The sequence below is a fragment of the Echinicola rosea genome (assembly GCF_005281475.1).
GTDB classification, from domain to species: domain Bacteria; phylum Bacteroidota; class Bacteroidia; order Cytophagales; family Cyclobacteriaceae; genus Echinicola; species Echinicola rosea.
This window is the reverse complement of record NZ_CP040106.1, coordinates 1,465,311-1,481,265: the sequence shown is the minus strand read 5'-3', so window position 1 is coordinate 1,481,265 and position 15,955 is coordinate 1,465,311. Positions and strand designations below refer to the sequence as shown.

The 15,955-nt window shown below is 43.6% G+C and carries 14 protein-coding genes; 3 read left to right on the top strand and 11 right to left on the bottom strand.

Annotated features, from left to right (window positions below; translation table 11 throughout):
- Nucleotides 1-249 precede the first annotated feature (249 nt).
- The 3 genes from FDP09_RS06140 to FDP09_RS06130 all read left to right on the top strand — a co-directional run bounded on the left by FDP09_RS06140 (nt 250) and on the right by FDP09_RS06130 (nt 4,077).
- Complete coding sequence (locus FDP09_RS06140; protein ID WP_137401815.1) at nt 250-1,548, top strand: M23 family metallopeptidase; 1,299 nt, start codon at nt 250-252, stop codon at nt 1,546-1,548.
- Between the two features lie 424 nt (nt 1,549-1,972).
- Nucleotides 1,973-3,496: a 2,3-bisphosphoglycerate-independent phosphoglycerate mutase gene (gene gpmI / locus FDP09_RS06135; RefSeq protein ID WP_137401814.1), complete on the top strand. Its 1,524-nt coding sequence runs from the start codon at nt 1,973-1,975 to the stop codon at nt 3,494-3,496.
- Between the two features lie 29 nt (nt 3,497-3,525).
- On the top strand, nt 3,526-4,077 hold the full coding sequence (locus FDP09_RS06130; protein WP_137401813.1) for a hypothetical protein: 552 nt from the start codon (nt 3,526-3,528) through the stop codon (nt 4,075-4,077).
- Between the two features lie 93 nt (nt 4,078-4,170).
- On the opposite strand, the gene FDP09_RS06125 is transcribed toward FDP09_RS06130, so the two are convergent.
- From FDP09_RS06125 to FDP09_RS06075, 11 genes are all read right to left on the bottom strand, one after another.
- Nucleotides 4,171-7,167 carry an AsmA-like C-terminal region-containing protein gene (locus FDP09_RS06125; protein WP_137401812.1) on the bottom strand — a complete coding sequence of 999 codons (2,997 nt, stop codon included), beginning with the start codon at nt 7,165-7,167 and terminating at the stop codon, nt 4,171-4,173.
- A gap of 164 nt (nt 7,168-7,331) precedes the next feature.
- Complete coding sequence (locus FDP09_RS06120) at nt 7,332-7,946, bottom strand: NADPH-dependent F420 reductase (RefSeq protein ID WP_137401811.1); 615 nt, start codon at nt 7,944-7,946, stop codon at nt 7,332-7,334.
- Nucleotides 7,947-8,197: 251 nt separating this feature from the next.
- Complete coding sequence (locus FDP09_RS06115) at nt 8,198-8,986, bottom strand: inositol monophosphatase family protein (RefSeq protein ID WP_137401810.1); 789 nt, start codon at nt 8,984-8,986, stop codon at nt 8,198-8,200.
- A 3-nt stretch (nt 8,987-8,989) separates the two neighbouring features.
- Nucleotides 8,990-9,676 carry a 16S rRNA (cytidine(1402)-2'-O)-methyltransferase gene (gene rsmI, locus FDP09_RS06110; protein ID WP_137401809.1) on the bottom strand — a complete coding sequence of 229 codons (687 nt, stop codon included), beginning with the start codon at nt 9,674-9,676 and terminating at the stop codon, nt 8,990-8,992.
- A complete protein-coding gene (locus FDP09_RS06105; RefSeq protein ID WP_137401808.1) occupies nt 9,676-9,906 on the bottom strand; it encodes a 4a-hydroxytetrahydrobiopterin dehydratase in 231 nt (76 codons plus the stop codon). Before FDP09_RS06105 ends, rsmI begins: the two co-directional genes overlap by 1 nt.
- A 10-nt stretch (nt 9,907-9,916) precedes the next feature.
- The gene (locus tag FDP09_RS06100; RefSeq protein WP_187328858.1) at nt 9,917-10,183 is read right to left on the bottom strand and encodes a DUF493 family protein; all 267 of its coding nucleotides are present in this window, start codon (nt 10,181-10,183) and stop codon (nt 9,917-9,919) included.
- Between the two features lie 110 nt (nt 10,184-10,293).
- Entirely contained in the window at nt 10,294-12,402 is a 2,109-nt protein-coding gene (locus tag FDP09_RS06095) for a SurA N-terminal domain-containing protein (RefSeq protein WP_137401806.1), read from the bottom strand.
- A gap of 89 nt (nt 12,403-12,491) precedes the next feature.
- Nucleotides 12,492-13,775 carry a hemolysin family protein gene (locus FDP09_RS06090; RefSeq protein ID WP_137401805.1) on the bottom strand — a complete coding sequence of 428 codons (1,284 nt, stop codon included), beginning with the start codon at nt 13,773-13,775 and terminating at the stop codon, nt 12,492-12,494.
- Nucleotides 13,775-13,987 (bottom strand): hypothetical protein, encoded by a 213-nt coding sequence (locus tag FDP09_RS06085; RefSeq protein ID WP_137401804.1) that lies wholly within the window; start codon nt 13,985-13,987, stop codon nt 13,775-13,777. Before FDP09_RS06085 ends, FDP09_RS06090 begins: the two co-directional genes overlap by 1 nt.
- Before the next feature lies 1 nt (nt 13,988).
- Nucleotides 13,989-14,531 carry an LPS export ABC transporter periplasmic protein LptC gene (lptC, locus tag FDP09_RS06080; RefSeq protein ID WP_137401803.1) on the bottom strand — a complete coding sequence of 181 codons (543 nt, stop codon included), beginning with the start codon at nt 14,529-14,531 and terminating at the stop codon, nt 13,989-13,991.
- A gap of 118 nt (nt 14,532-14,649) precedes the next feature.
- Nucleotides 14,650-15,954 (bottom strand): tetratricopeptide repeat protein, encoded by a 1,305-nt coding sequence (locus FDP09_RS06075; RefSeq protein WP_137401802.1) that lies wholly within the window; start codon nt 15,952-15,954, stop codon nt 14,650-14,652.
- Between the last annotated feature and the right edge of the window lies 1 nt (nt 15,955).

Here is a 15,955-nt window from a genome sequence, read left to right as displayed (position 1 = left end):
AAAGATAATAATTCGATTCACAGTTTACTATTATGACAAAAAGTATCCTAGCATTTTTCTGCCATTTTCTAGTTTGGGAGGATATTTTCATGATTTGACACACAATCCCGACCCCATTGTTTCGTTTATATCTAAAGTTATACCAAAAACAGTCAATTGAACGCAGAAAATGGCCCAACTTCTTGCTATTTGACCAAAATTTAAATTTATTACAAGATCGTTTTAATTACCAAAAATCAACACTAGGGAATGAAGAAATCATGGATCGCAGTAGCCGGAATCGCGCTGCTGACGGCAGCAGGTTTTGGCTTGTACGAGACCAAGCTAAAACCTCAACGTGAAGTTGTAGAAGCAGAAGTAACCGCGATGGACATCGAAGAGAAAGCGGCGGTTAAGGAAGAGAATTTACTCTATGGAATTAATATAGACGAACTGGATGTAGTAGAAGGAAAAGTGTCGAGAAACCAGACCCTATCCACTATTTTGGCACCATTTGAGGTTCCTTACCAGATCATCGATCAGATAGCCAAAAAATCAAAAGATATTTTCGACGTTCGAAAAATTGCGTTCAACAAAAAATACACTGTACTCACCGCTAGGGACAGCAGTGCCACTGCAGAATTTTTTATTTATGAACCAAATGCCGCTGAATTTGTCGTGTACAAATTGGACGGCAAGGACATTTATAAAGAAGCAAAACCGGTAACACTTCGCAAACGGGAAATTGCCGGGCGAATCACCTCTTCTCTCTACGTCAACATGACCGAACAGGGCATCACACCGGATCTTATAGATGAATTTGCAGACCTTTATGGCTGGAGTGTGGATTTTCAGCGTCTCCAAAAGGGCGATAAATACAAAGTGGTGTACAATGAAAAAGTAGTGGACGACCAGGTCGTTGGGATTGAGCCCATCCAAGTGGCCTATTTCGAACATATGGGAGAACCCTATTATGCCATTCCTTTTGAACAAAACGGCCAAGTGTCCTTTTTTGACTTGGAAGGAAACAGTTTTAAAAAAGCATTCTTACGAGATCCCGTTAAATTTACCAGGATCAGCTCCCGGTATAGCCCAAGGAGATTTCACCCCGTTCAAAAACGCTATAAAGCTCACTTAGGAACAGATTACGCAGCGCCTAGGGGCACTGAAATCCGCTCCGTTGGCGATGGAACCATCATAGCTGCCAGCTACACTGGCGGGAATGGCAACTATGTCAAAGTAAAGCATAACGGAACCTACACCACCCAATACCTTCATATGTCCAAAATTGCCTCGGGCATTCGCAATGGCGTTCGTGTAAAACAGGGACAAGTCATCGGATATGTGGGCAGCACCGGTTTGGCCACTGGCCCTCACCTTTGCTTTAGGTTTTGGAAACACGGGAAGCAAGTGGACTGGCTAAAAGAAGACATCCCACCTTCCGATCCTATTTTGGACAATAACAAAATGGCTTTCGAAAGGGTAAAAACTGAAAAAATGGATCAGTTGGCAGCCATTCCCTATCAGGAAAACCCTGATGATAAACTGATCACACAAGCCACTAAATGAGATAAACTTCATAAAATAAATTATGGAGGCTGCCCGTGTATGGACGGCCTCCTTATTTATAAGTAAATACCTCCCCCATATCGGACCAGCCACACTTCCGGGGCCGGGTAATTCATCCCCTCATTATGCATTCGTCTATTTATGCCACAGCCGATGCCTCTTTCTATAAATAGCATGATTTTATTGAGGTTACAACGCTTCTTGACATTCTTCATTACAGGCTATAGCGATTGCAGGGGCATAAATCGGATCAAAATCATTAAGGCAAACACCGGTACTATACAACTCTAATCATCGTTTATTACCTAACAATGGAGTACTAATCTTGTCCATTCATGCTTGCCTCCTTTCTTTAGTCCCTTTTCTATGCTACAGAATCGAAGTAATTTTCTATCATTGTATTTAAAATCTTTATATTTGCCTCATGGATAAAAAAGTTTTACTAATGATTTTGGATGGTTGGGGCCTGGCCACCAACCCTGAAGTTTCTGCGATTGACAAGGCAAACACGCCATTCATCGACAGTCTTTTTGAAAAATATCCACATTCCAAATTGGATGCATCTGGTTTGGCAGTGGGTTTACCAGAGGGACAGATGGGCAACTCAGAAGTAGGGCATATGAATATCGGTGCCGGGAGAGTTGTTTATCAGGATTTGGTAAAGATCAACAAGGCCGTTGACGAGGGAGACCTCAAAGACAATCCAATATTGAAGAAAGCTTTTGCCACCGCAAAAGAGCGTCAGAAAAAGGTACATTTTATAGGACTGGTATCCGACGGAGGTGTACATGCCCATATCAAGCATCTAAAGGGCCTATGTGATGCCGCTCAGGCCAATGGCATCGATAAGCCGTATATTCATGCTTTCACTGACGGTAGAGACACCGATCCCAAAAGCGGCCTTGGCTTTCTGGAAGATCTTCAAGAGCACTGCAGCCAATCAGTTGGAAAGGTTGCCTCTGTGATTGGCCGATATTATGCCATGGATCGTGACAAGCGCTGGGAAAGGGTTAAATTGGCGTATGATGCCATGGTCCTGGGAGAAGGTGAAAAATCAAAGGACATTCTAGCGGCCATCAAAAAATCCTATAGTAACGGGGTCACGGATGAATTTATCCGTCCGATCGTACAAGTGGATGAAAACGGAAAAGCCATTGCCACCATCGAAGAAGGAGACGTGGTCATCTGTTTCAATTTCCGCACTGATCGCGGACGTGAAATCTCGCAAGTATTGACCCAGCAGGATTTTGAGGACTATAAGATGAAAAAGCTCAACCTGCATTACGTGACCTTCACCAATTACGACGAGACCTTTAAGGGTGTCTCTGTGATTTTTGAGAAAGACAACCTCAAGAATACACTCGGCGAAGTATTGGCCAAAAACAGCAAAAAACAAATCAGAATAGCTGAAACTGAAAAATATCCGCACGTTACCTTCTTTTTTAGCGGAGGCCGTGAATCAGAATTTGAAGGAGAATCCCGCATTCTTTGCAGCTCTCCAAAAGTAGCGACCTATGACCTTCAGCCAGAGATGAGCGCTTACGAGATCGCTAAAAAGATCAATGTCGAATTGGATAAAAAAGATCCTGATTTTGTTTGTCTGAATTTTGCCAATGCCGACATGGTCGGGCATACAGGCGTATTTGAAGCAGCGGTCAAAGCCTGTGAAGCGGTCGATGAATGCACCAATTCTGTCATATCCACCGCATTGAAAAATGACTATTCTGTTATTGTCATCGCCGACCACGGTAATAGTGACAAAATGCTCAATGAAGACGGGACGCCAAATACTGCCCATACCACGAACTTAGTTCCATGTATTATGGTTGACAAGAAAGACCAGTTGGAAGTAAACGACGGTAAGCTGGGTGACTTGGCTCCTACCATTCTCAAAATGATGGGCGTAAACATCCCAGCAGAAATGACTGGTGATGTATTGCTAAAATAAACGATCTTTTGAAAAACCTATTTTCATTAATGTTGCTTCTAGGGCTGCTTTTTTCCTGTGATAATGGAGAAAAGCAGCCCTTGGCAAATCCGACCCAAATAGATAAGTATTTTCCGCTAAAAAGCTTTGTGGTCAATCAGCTTGATGAACTCAAGGATCATAAAGTCCGGAAAACCACCATGATAAATGGTACAGAAGAAGCTATGGAAGTGACCCTCAGCAAAGAACAATGGCGAAAAGAACTCGACGCTTTCATCCAAGCAGACATCAATAAAGCAGCTAATTCGACAGCCTACGAGGAGCAGAAAAATGGCAAAGAGAACATCTACCGCCTAAAACCTGAAGCCAAAGGAAATATCAAAGAAATAAAAGTCACCTACCTATCAGCGAATACTGACAAGGTAAAGCAGGTGACCTTTCTCGCCAAATCAAAAAACCTCTTTTATGAGTCCAGTACCAAAGGCACCCTTACCATTGACGAATCTACTGGGGTGATTTCCACTTACTCGGTAGCAGGGACACAAAAAGTATGGTTCCTATCGCCCAATGAAATCCTCGTTAAAGGGAATGTGGTGAAGTAACACAAACGACGCAATCCAAAAAGGCTATCGCTGATGTCAGCGATAGCCTTTTTGGATTTGCTTTTATTGGGACCTGAATTTCCCCAACCAGGATCAGTTATTTTTAGTGGTATCTGGTTTCGACTTTGACCTGCCAAAAAGCCCCTTCAAAGCATCCTTTACCTCATCTGCTGCTTTGTTTTGCGCTTCCTCCACCTTTTTATCCAGTTCCTTTTTGGCGCTGTCCTGAGCTGCCTCAGCTTTGGCTTTCATCTCCTGTTTCGCGCTGTCCTCATGGGCCTTGAACTGCTCTTGGACTTGGTCTTGGAGTTTGGCACTTTCTGCTGATGCGCGTGATTTCAATGCATTGGTAAGCAGGGCCTCCATGCTATCTCCTCCCGCCAAGCTCACCTTTGGCGAAGAATACGTCCCTCCTAAATTTATGGCAATGGGAATTTTGGTGTCACCAGTAGCCTCTGTACCCGCAATACTGGCAAGTAGGTTATTGGCCTGGCTCCCCAGTTTACCAGCAGGTACCTGCATATTGATCAGGTAGTTCACGCTGCCATCAAAGCCGGTGCTACCTTGTATTTTAGCCTCATAATCCCACAATTTCACATCAAACGGCTGAACCTCCAACATGCCGTCTTTTATTTCCGCTTGAAGGTTGATGTCCTTGAGATTGATGGTATTGGTGTCTTTCAGCTTGGTAAGGGACGTAATGCCATTTACAATCTGGCTATTTTGTAGCGCCGCCTGCGCCACCTTGATCACCCCACTACCATCCAGTGACGAAAGGACCGGCATCATGTCTTGCCCCAAATTTCCTGACAGCGAAAAGTTAGTGGTAAAATCCCCATTCAAATGCTGCGCTACAGGCGCAAAAGCTTTTACAGTATTGAAGTACTTAAAGGCCTCCTGTATGCTCATGGCACTCACATTAAAGTCCATATTGAACTTAGGATCCATGATATCCTGAGTATTATATGCGCCATTTAACGTCAATTGTCCCCCGAGGGTCCGCATACCAGCATCCTTAAAGGTCAAGATGCCGTTTTTAAGGGTCATGGTCCCTTTGGCATCACTGAACACCAAATCATCGTAAAGCACTTCATCTGCCTGCACACTCATCGTAAAATCAATGTCCTGAGGCAGTTCGATAAGCTGCAATACTGTGGTGTCTTCCGTCGTCGTTTCGCTTTCGGTCATCCACTCATTGATATTGAACTTGGTAGAGCTGATATTTAACTCTCCAGAAAGTACCGCATTGTCCTCAAATACGTAAGCAATATAATTGGCCAAGCTACCATTGGCCTTGACAGGGCTCTCGCCCAAGCGCGCATCAAAGGTGGTCAGGTTGATGGACTTCGGACTGAAATCCCCTTTTGCCTCATGGATACGCACGCCTTGCGGAAGATCCTTGTCGGTATAATAAAAATCTGCAAGAGACACTTGGCCCCGAGTATCCAGCCGATTATAACGTTCAGCCTCTACATCGGCATAGCTCCCCTTTGTGTCAATATCTGCTGTGACCTTGCCGTCCATGATTACCTCTTCCATGGGGAATATCTTGCTGATCTTACCCAGATCCACCGCTCCGTGGATAGAACCATCCCAATTGAGCCTATCCAAGTCCTTGATGGCCATATTGCCCTTGACTTCTTCTCCTTCCAGCTTGAATCCAAAATTCGAAAGATCCACTAAAAAATCATTCATTTTACCACTATTGTTGACAATAACGGTATGTACGTTCAGGTCTTCGATAGGCGCAGGGTATTCCTCGCTTTTTACATAGCCATTGCTAAGGGTCATTTTAGCGTCAATCGCCGGAATGATCTTTGCAACACTATCGTAACGCCCTTTGGCAGCAGCATCTACATCCAAAACACCATGCAATTCCATCCCTTCAATCGGGAAGATAGAGGTAAGCTCCTCTAGGTCAAGCTTCCCTTTGAGCTCACCATCGATATCATATGTGACCAAATTCTCCAGTAACAGCCTTCCAGAAACAGGATTCGAGCCAAAAGTAAGGTTAAAGGCAGGGATATTGACTTGTGTATTGTCCAAGTTGTTCGTCTCATTTTTTGCCGACATTTCCACGTTGATGTTGCTGACCGGCTTAGGCAAGTCGGGATACTGAAACATCCCATCAGTAACCTTTAGGCCAATATCAAAGGCAGGGAACTGGGTGTCATTATAGGTACCCTTAAAATACCCTCCAAAATCCATGGTGCCAGAGGTGGTCATCCCCTCAAATGACTCCGTGTACACACCCGGTACCAAAGACAACACACTTTTAAACGTATTTTTCTTGCCCTCGAAGGTCAGGTCAAATTCCATATCTTCGGATGGCATCGCAAAAAAGCCATCAACACCAAACAAAAAATCATTTACACCAAACTGTCCCTCACCGAAAGTGAATTTCATCTGGTTCATATCCACTTGGATCTCTGTATCAGCTGTAAAGACTTTACTGGACAGGTAGTTGACCTCTTCGAAATCCACCCGTAAGATATTTGTTCTAATCTTTCCGTCCAGGCCATACACATCAGTCGTAAAGTCTCCATAACCCTCCAAGTCAAAATCCTCAAGTGCCATGAAGTAATTTAACTGCCGATCGTCATAGACAAAGTTGACATCCTCTATCTCCATCAGGTCAATGCCCAATTTGAAATTGGAGGGTTCCTCTGGAGCAGTAGGCTCTCCTGAATCCTTGGCGATGTCGTAGTTGGCCGTGCCATCTTCCAGTACTTTGACATAGATGCTACCTCCTTTTAGGTGCAATCCGGTCAACTCAGGATAGTCTCCAAAAATGACCGACATAAGGTTAAAGTCGATTTGGAAGTTATTGATATGCGCCAAGGTATCACCTTCAAAAGGCGCATTACCGTGCACTCCAAATTCTTTTACGGTCGCAGAAATATTGGGAAACCGTTTCAGAACGCTCAAGCCAATCTGATCAACATCATAATAAACCTGTGCATCTACGGCATTTGCAATTTCTTTGTCGATCCGCTCCACGATCTTATCCTTGAAGATAAAAGGCGTGGCGACCAGTACGACAAGCAAAAAGGCAAATACGGAAAATATGATAATAAGGGTCTTTTTCATAACAATGTCAAAATTAGTGATACATCTTTCCTGCCTTGAACTAAAAATACCATTACCAGCAAGACTGTTACAAAGTTATCAAATATGATGCCCCAATAAAAAAGGGAACACCCTTATGTTCCCGAAAATCAAAAATTTACAGCTTTTTATTCCTGAATACAGGCTTATACTGACATCAACTTAAAATGGTAGTCCACATTTTCCTTTTTGAAATGCGTAATCTGCCTTCTCAGATGATAAAAAGCCTCGAGCAATGGTGCATTATCAAGCCCTCCTGCGTCGATTGCTTTAAACCCTATCAATTCAATCAGCTTCTTCACACGGTATTTGTCAAAATCATTGTCCCCACAGAAATAGGTTTCCTTGACCAGTTCCAACGGGTCAGATTTTGGATAATCCAGCCCTAGGTTATTAAACCCTTTCAAGACACGTTTATAATCAGATTTTTCTTGGATATACCTGGTATTACAGCCAAAATTCGGATGGTACTTTCCATTGGTGCAGTCCAAGACTAGCTTGTCCTTCGCGTCGTATCTCGAAAGACACTTGCATACCAACGGCAAAAACTCATTCTCACAGCAAACCATGATAACATCGGCTTTGTCCATTGCTTCGCAATAACCAAAAACCTTATCTTTTTGCATCTTAAGAATCTTCCATTCTATTTGCTTGGCTTCAAACTCCTCCCTTACTCCAAATACTACTTTCAAACCCCGGGAAATAAATTTATTCCCTAAAGTCACTGACAATTTTGTCCCTCCAATAATTCCTAACGTCATGCTTACGCGGTCTTTAAAATATCCTGTACTGTTTTAACGAAAAAGGTGCGGATTTCTTTCCTTGGTGAGAGGAAAGAAGTTGGGTGATTATGACATCTGGTAATGACCACCTGCTCAATCAGGTGAAAACTATAAAAAAAATTACTCTATAACAAACATTTCCACACCTAATTATCTGAAAACAAGCTCAATACATTTTACTTCAGGTAAAAAGTCAAAAACTAGCTTTAAAAACGTATTATTTACACTTTTTACCAGTGATTTCTAACCGTCCCCAACAATTCTTCGTGGATTTTTTCGTTGCTCCCTACCAATTCACGACCAAAAACATAATCATCCCCTCCACTAAAATCCGTTACTTTGCCTCCTGCTTCCTGAAGAATGATCACGCCACCGGCCACATCATAAGAATTCAGGTTATATTCAAAATATCCATCCATCCTTCCTGCTGCAACATAGCAAAGGTCCACCGCAGCACTACCAATCCGTCGGACTCCATGCGAATGCTGTATGATATCCTTCAGCAAGCCCAAATATTTATCTACCTCCTCGAATGCACTATATGGAAACCCCGTCGCAATCAGACCAGAGGCCAGAGAAGGGGTCGGGCTAACGCCAATAGGCGTATCATTACAGAATGCTCCTCCTCCCTTGGTGGCGTAGAAACACTCATTGTTATTGACTTCATAGACCACACCGAGAACGATTTCCCCTTCTTTCATAAGGGCAATGCTCACAGAAAATACGGGGACACCATGAACAAAGTTGGTCGTGCCATCCAATGGGTCCACGATCCAATTGTAAACTTCCCCGTCCTTGTTTATCGTTCCTTCTTCGGTAATAAAACCGGCCTCAGGCATAATCTCCTGTAGGCCCCTCACTACAATCTTTTCGGCCTCCTTGTCCACATAGGACACGAGGTCATTAAATCCCTTATGCTCTACCTTATTCAGGTCAAAGCTCTGTCTCTCTCTTCTGATAAAAGCGCCAGCTTCCCTCGCGATGGCAATGGTTTTGTCTAAAAGTGTGTTGATTTCCATTGGTTAGTTTTTTCCTGCTACTGTGATTACTATTTCTCCTTTTATGGTATTTTCTTGATAATAGGCTATAAGTTCTTCCAGGCTGCCCCTGATATTTTCTTCGTACATCTTGGTCAGCTCCCTTGATACACAGGCCATCCTCTCTGCACCAAAGGCATCCTTAAACTGGCCAAGTGTCTTTAGGAGCCGATGGGGCGATTCATAGAAGATCATGGTTCGCTCCTCCTCCAATAAATTGTCGATCCTGGTTTTACGTCCTTTTTTATGTGGCAGAAACCCTTCAAAGACAAAGCGATCATTTGGCAATGCAGCATTTACCAGCGCTGGCACAAAGGCTGTAGCCCCTGGCAGACAATTGACCTCCAGCCCTGCTTCCCTGGCAGCCCTTACCAAAAGAAATCCAGGATCGGATATGGCTGGTGTACCCGCATCACTTACCAATGCAAACTGCTCCCCTCCTTCCATGCGCTCCACCAGTTTCTCTACGGTCTTATGCTCATTAAAAATATGGTAGCTCTGAAGGGGTCGCTGTATTTCCAGATGCTTCAGCAATTTACCTGTGGTACGCGTATCTTCAGCGAGTATTACATCCACGCTCTTAAGCACTTCTATCGCCCGGAGGGTAATATCCTGGAGATTACCTATGGGAGTAGGCACCAGATAAAGGTGCGGCTTTATGGTTTCGGTCATCAGATCAGCTTATCGATGGCCGAAGCCAATTTTTTATCCTTTCCAGTGACCTTATTACCCGCATCATGGCTCGTCAGGGCTATGGTCACTTTATTATAAACATTGCTCCAGTTGGGATGATGGCCTTGTCCTTCTGCCAAAAAGGCTACCCTGGTCATAAAAGCAAATGCTTCCTGAAAATCCGAAAATTCAAATTCCCTTACAAGTTGATCATTCTTTTCTTCCCACATAGCTGATTCTTTATAGCGAAATAATTCCTTCTATTTTGGATGCTCTATCATACACGTCTATGATAGACTGACTGTCTTTCATCATAGCCTTAATGGTCGCACTGACATAAGTGCCCTTGGCTGATTCCTTAAAGACCACTTCATGCTTTGGCAGCAGGTCCTTCACTTCATCTTCCTTACCGCTGGGCACGATAAATTTAAACATATAAAGGGCCGGAAAACTTGTTTGCTCTTCTAGTTTCTCCTTGAAAGCGGCCTTATTAAACTCCTTTTTCATCATAATAGTCGAATTTACTGTATTAACACGACAGATAAAAAATTAAATCCATAAACAAGAAAATCCCATCCTCAATAGAGAATGGGATTTGCTATGTACATACGAGCTTCTTAGAAGAATTTATATCTGTAGTCCTTCACTTCTGCTAATTCCTCCGCAGCCATCATGATCATATAGGCCGTACGCTGTTGCTGATTGGCCTGTAGCTGGTTTTGGTACATGGTGTAATCAGCTACTTCTCCTGCTGGGGTCTTACTGTTTAGCTTGGCCACGACCACTCCGATATCCTCTTTGATCGGCTGTGTAATCTGACCGGACTCCAATCCAAATACTGCTCCTACTGCTTTAGGGGCGTAGCCAATACCTGGAATGGTGTTTTCGCTCAATTTCAAACTTGGTGCAGTGCCAATAGATGCTTCATTGGGGAATACCGCTTTCATATCTTGGAGAGACCCTTTACCGGAAAGCTTCTCTGCTATCATTTCAAATTTCTTCTCACGAAGGACTTGGTCTCTTACGACACCCCTTACTTGTTTTAGTTCCACATCACCTTCCTCTGTTTTGCCCTTGAGCAGGGCTACCACATAGGCATTCTCCAGTTCAAACACCTGGGACACGGCTCCAATAGAAGCATCGTTAAATGCCCATCTAACCACTTCCCTGGCTCCTGTAAGGTTATTGATAGACCTCGCGTTAGTGGCAAGTCCACTTGCATCCATGACACGATAGCCTTCTTCTTTTGCATTGGTTTCAAATTGATCGGCGTTGCCAGTACTGGCGGCAAACATGTCTGCATTTCTGAAGACCTCGTTTCTAGTCGCATCACTTGGCACCAGTTCTTTTTCAAGGACTGCAATTTTCACCACTTCATTTTCAGGAAGCGCGGTAACATTAATGATATGGAACCCATATTCCGTTTCGATCAATTTTCCGATAAGACCTGTCTCATTTCTTGAAAATACCGCGTCAGCAAAAGGCTCCACAAAGTCTTCCTTTGCAAACCATCCAAGATCACCTCCACGCTGGGCAGTACCATCCTGTCCGTATTGCTGTGCCGCTGCAAAGAAATTTCCTCCTTCTTCAAGTTGCGCCAAAACCGTCTCCGCTTGGGTCTTCGCCGCCGCTTTTCCAGCATCGTCCATTCCCTGGGTGCTGAATAGGATATGGCTGGCCCTCATTCGCGGAGTGCCTTCATATTGCTCGGATACCTTGTACGTCACGTACGAACTCCTATTGGTAATGAATGGCCCGTAAACTGCACCTACTTCAGGGTTTTCCACATTTGACGTAAAATCAGCCGGAAGGGTCTGTCCAGGAAGGAAGGTTCTGTATGGGTTGGAGATTTCTGAATTTCTCAGTACAAAAACAGAATCGTTATCAGCAGCACGAAGCTCTTCTGTCAACTGGCTGATCTCATCGATCACTGCAGCAGAATCGGCTCCGCTTGGATAAAGATTAAAAGTCACATAGGAAAGGTCCCTGGTATTCTGCGCTTCAAATTCCTCTCTGTTCTCAGAAAGATATGATTCTAGGTCAGCATCTGTAATGTTCACAGCAGAATCTGAAATCGCATAATAAGGAACAAACAGGTGCTCTACATCGGCAATGCTGTTTTGCATCTTATATTGCATGGCACCTTGCTCCTTGGTAGCATATGAAGATGATGAAAGCAAGTTGTCATATTTGATCCGCAACCTGGAATCAGCGAAGGTCTGCTCCTGCTGAGCCCAAAAAGCGCGCTGCTGGGGAGGGGCAGATTCCAGTGATTGCAAGAAAGAAATCAACTGTTGCCGATCAAATTGCCCGGTCTCTGGATTGGTAAGTTGCTGGCGAAGCTCGGCGACAATGTTTTTGCCTTGCACCATATCTACCAATTCAGCATCGGAAATGGTCATGCCCAATTCCTCATACTGCTCTGAAAAGACACGCTTCACCACCATGGCTTGCCATGCTTGCTCACGCACACTGTACATCTCATTCTCTGTTGGGTTTCGCCCAGAGTTTTGCACATAGTTTTGCTTAAACTGCTCCACCTGCGCAATGTATTCTTCATAGGAAATTTCTTCCCCATTGATTTCTCCTACCACGGTATCCCTACCTCCTAAGAGCATTGAATTGGGACCCAATAAATCTCCTCCTACCAGGAAAAGTATCAACCCTACCGCAATCACACCGATTGCAAGACCTGTTCTCTGTCTAATTTCTTTTATTAAAGCCATTCTTCTAGTTTTTGAAGTGTCGCAAAATAATTACATCTGGCGGTAAATTCAAAATATTATCGCCCCCAATAATCACTTCCTCACCTCACTTATGTATTTATTTTAAGTTTCACTGTATCAATCCGGTGCTCCTGCTTGGAAACCACCGTAAAAGTAAATGGTCCATACACGGCAGACTCTCCTTTTTTTGGGATATTTTCTGTGATGTACAGGATAAAACCGGATAAAGTGTCAAAATCCCCCTCCGGCAAATTCCAATCGTACTTTTCATTAAGGTAATCGATCTCATGGCGGGCACTGAGCAGATATTCGTTGTCCGAAAGCTCCTGCTCGATCAGGTCATCATTATCATATTCGTCTTCGATCTCGCCAAAAATCTCTTCGATGATGTCTTCCATACTGACGATACCACTGGTCCCACCAAATTCATCCACTACCAGGGCCAGACTTTTTCGCTCAGAAATAAATTGCACCAAGAGCTCGTTCACCAATGCAGTCTCCGGCACAATGATGATAGGGGTAAGGATATCTCCAATTTCCTTGGGCTTCTTAAAAAGCTCCAAGTGATGACAATAACCGATCACATCATCGATATTTTCTTTATAAACAATGATCTTCGAATGCCCACTTTCCATAAACGTGGACTTCAGCTCCTCAATACTGTCTTCTACATCCACGGCCACGATGTCTGTCCTGGGAACCATACAGTCCCTTGCTTTTACCTTTTTAAACTCTACCGCATTGTCAAAAATCTTGGTGTCAATGTCGGTAGCATCATCGCCTTCTGTCTCCAAATTGTTCTGGATAAAACTGTTCAGGTCCGTGATCTTAAAAACCGGCCGATCTTCGCTATAATCCAATCCCAAAATACGGGTAATAAAAAAACGGGACATCCCCACCACTAACCACACTATCGGATACATGGTGTAATAGATGATCATAAATGGAATGGCAAAAAAGCTCAGCAGGTTATTTGGATTGAGCATAAATATGCTCTTGGGAATAAACTCCGCAGTGATCAAAACGACCAAGGTGGACAGCACTGTTTGGATAAGCATGACCGTCACCTGATTGTTCAAACCATGCAAGCCATCCGGCAAATACTGTAAGTAATGGGCTATCGCAGGTTCCAGCAAGTAGGCCATGAAAATACCATAGACGACCAATGAAACAGTATTTCCTAGTAGGGTGGTGCCAATAAACTGGCCAGGATTTTTCATAAATCCCGCCAACACCTTTCCCGTGAAATCACCTTGCTTGTTCTGAAGCTCTATGTGCAGCTTGTTCGCTGACACAAACGCTATCTCCAAACCAGAAAACAAGGCTGAAAACATTAAGGTGACCAAAACATAAACAAGGTACTGATATTCCATTATTTGCGCTTTTTCTTACCCTCTTGACCTTGAGATGATTGCTCGTCTTGCTCCGCCCATTTGGTCTTTAAATACTTGTACCAAAACAGCAACGCCACCGCAAACATAAACACTGGATAAGAAAAGGTAATCCCCTGTGTCATCGTCAGGTGTGTACCTATAATTACCAGCGCTGCTGACAGTGATAGCAAAATAATTCCTTTTAATCTCATACTATTGCTCCTCTTCCTGTATCGGCAATCGGCTATCTACTATATTATATAATGTATAATTGCTAAAGGACTGGTCTGACTCTAGGCCTGTACCCTTGATCAGTGTCTCATCTGCTTTTTCTATGGTGAAGAACTTCTCCGTAAAAATAATTTCTTTCCGCTCATTCCAAAACAACTCCTCGGTATTCAGTTTATCTCCTTTTTCGATATTGTGAACCCTTACATCCCCTTCTCCACGATACAGCTTTGTCTTATTATCATAATAGGCCTTATCAGCCCTGATCGTAGAGGTAAGCTTACCGTCCACATCGTAAAACTGGATCTGAATGCCCTCTGGAAACTCCATGTCCTGATTATTGAAGACCAATTGTTTTCCTGCCGTAAGTTTGATACGGACGGTCGCCGAATCACTCCTGAACACTTCCATATCAGTGGTAATCCGCATTGGTCCATTATACTGCTCCAGCTGGCTCGTGTCCACACTCTCCCTGCAGGAAAATCCCACCGACACCACGATAAACACTATTACCAGATTCCTAATCATGCAGCAAATTTATCAATAAAATCGAGTTATTCCTTATTACTCAGCGGGGAATAAAAAAAAGGCGGTTTCATAAACCGCCTTTTCAATGTTGACCATAGTCATTGACTTTATGGCTTCATTAATCTCTTGTTCTGAGGGTCACGGATTGACCTACCCAGCAGCCAGTATTGATGGTTTGACCTTCTTGGTAACCTTCAGTAAACAATTCTTCTTTGGAAGGGAATCTCGCTTTGGCGTTGGCCATTCCTGAATTGTTGCCCGCTTTGGCAAATGCTTCATAAGCAGCAATGAATACCGAGTAGTCTTTCACACGGCTCTGGCCACCTCTACAGTCTGCTGAAGAGCCCATGTACAAGCTACCGATAAAGTTCCACACGTCTGCTGTTTTGGAAGAGTCAAAGTCCAATACCTTAAGTGCAGACTGGCGGGCACTTGATTTTTTGCCCTGCTGGGCTTGTGCTTTCGCAAGATCATAATACACTTCTGCCCGTTGGCCATCATTTTCTGCTAGCTCTAATGCTTTGTTAAACATTTCTTCTGCTTTGGCATGTTCTTTACTTTGCATCGCTCGCATACCTCTTACCTGGGAAGTGGAGAAAGTCGGGCTATCGTTATCTACGATTTCCAAGGCTTTGGTAAAGGCTTCTGAAGAAGTACATTTATATTGGACAGAGTATTGAAATACCCTTTTGGCCAATGCAATATCACTTGGGTTTGCTTCCATTTGTGGTGCCAGCTTGTTCTGGATAAAATCACAATCGATGATTTCCATGTTAACAAGAATCTGGTCCAAAGTGGTCTTTTGTCCGGAAACATCTCCGCCTGCTGCTTCTGCCTTGTCCAATCGGGCATAAAGCGCATCGTATATTTCAAGCACTTCTTCATCAGAATAGGCTTGATTATAGGCGTAGTTTCTGTACACCAAATCAAAATACGCAGGAACTAACCCAGGGGTATTGATTTCTCCATTAAGCTCAATGTCCTTGGCAAAATATTCAGCCGCATCGGCCACTTTGTCCTTATCACCTCTGTAGTAGTTATAAGCATAATAAGCTTGGTTTTCAATCCAACTGGCGGTGTTGTCGTATTTTTCGCCGCGTAGATTATAAACCGTCATGACAGAATCTTGGTAAATCTTCTTTTGGGCTTCGTCTGTTGTCTCTTTTGAAGCACCGTCATATACAGTAACACCATTGATATAAATGGCTTCATTTAGATCAGGGGCATTTACCAATAACCAGTGAAGTGGTTTTGTGGCTTGGATAAATTGATCTGCTTTCATGTAATCGTTGTAGGCAGCGTTGTACTCCCTTGCTTTTGATTCCATTTTTTCGTCAGAAGGCCAATTCCATCCCTCCTGAGCTTGGGCCAAACCCACGAAAACAAAAGACAATAACCCAAATAATGCAATTTTAGCTTTCATA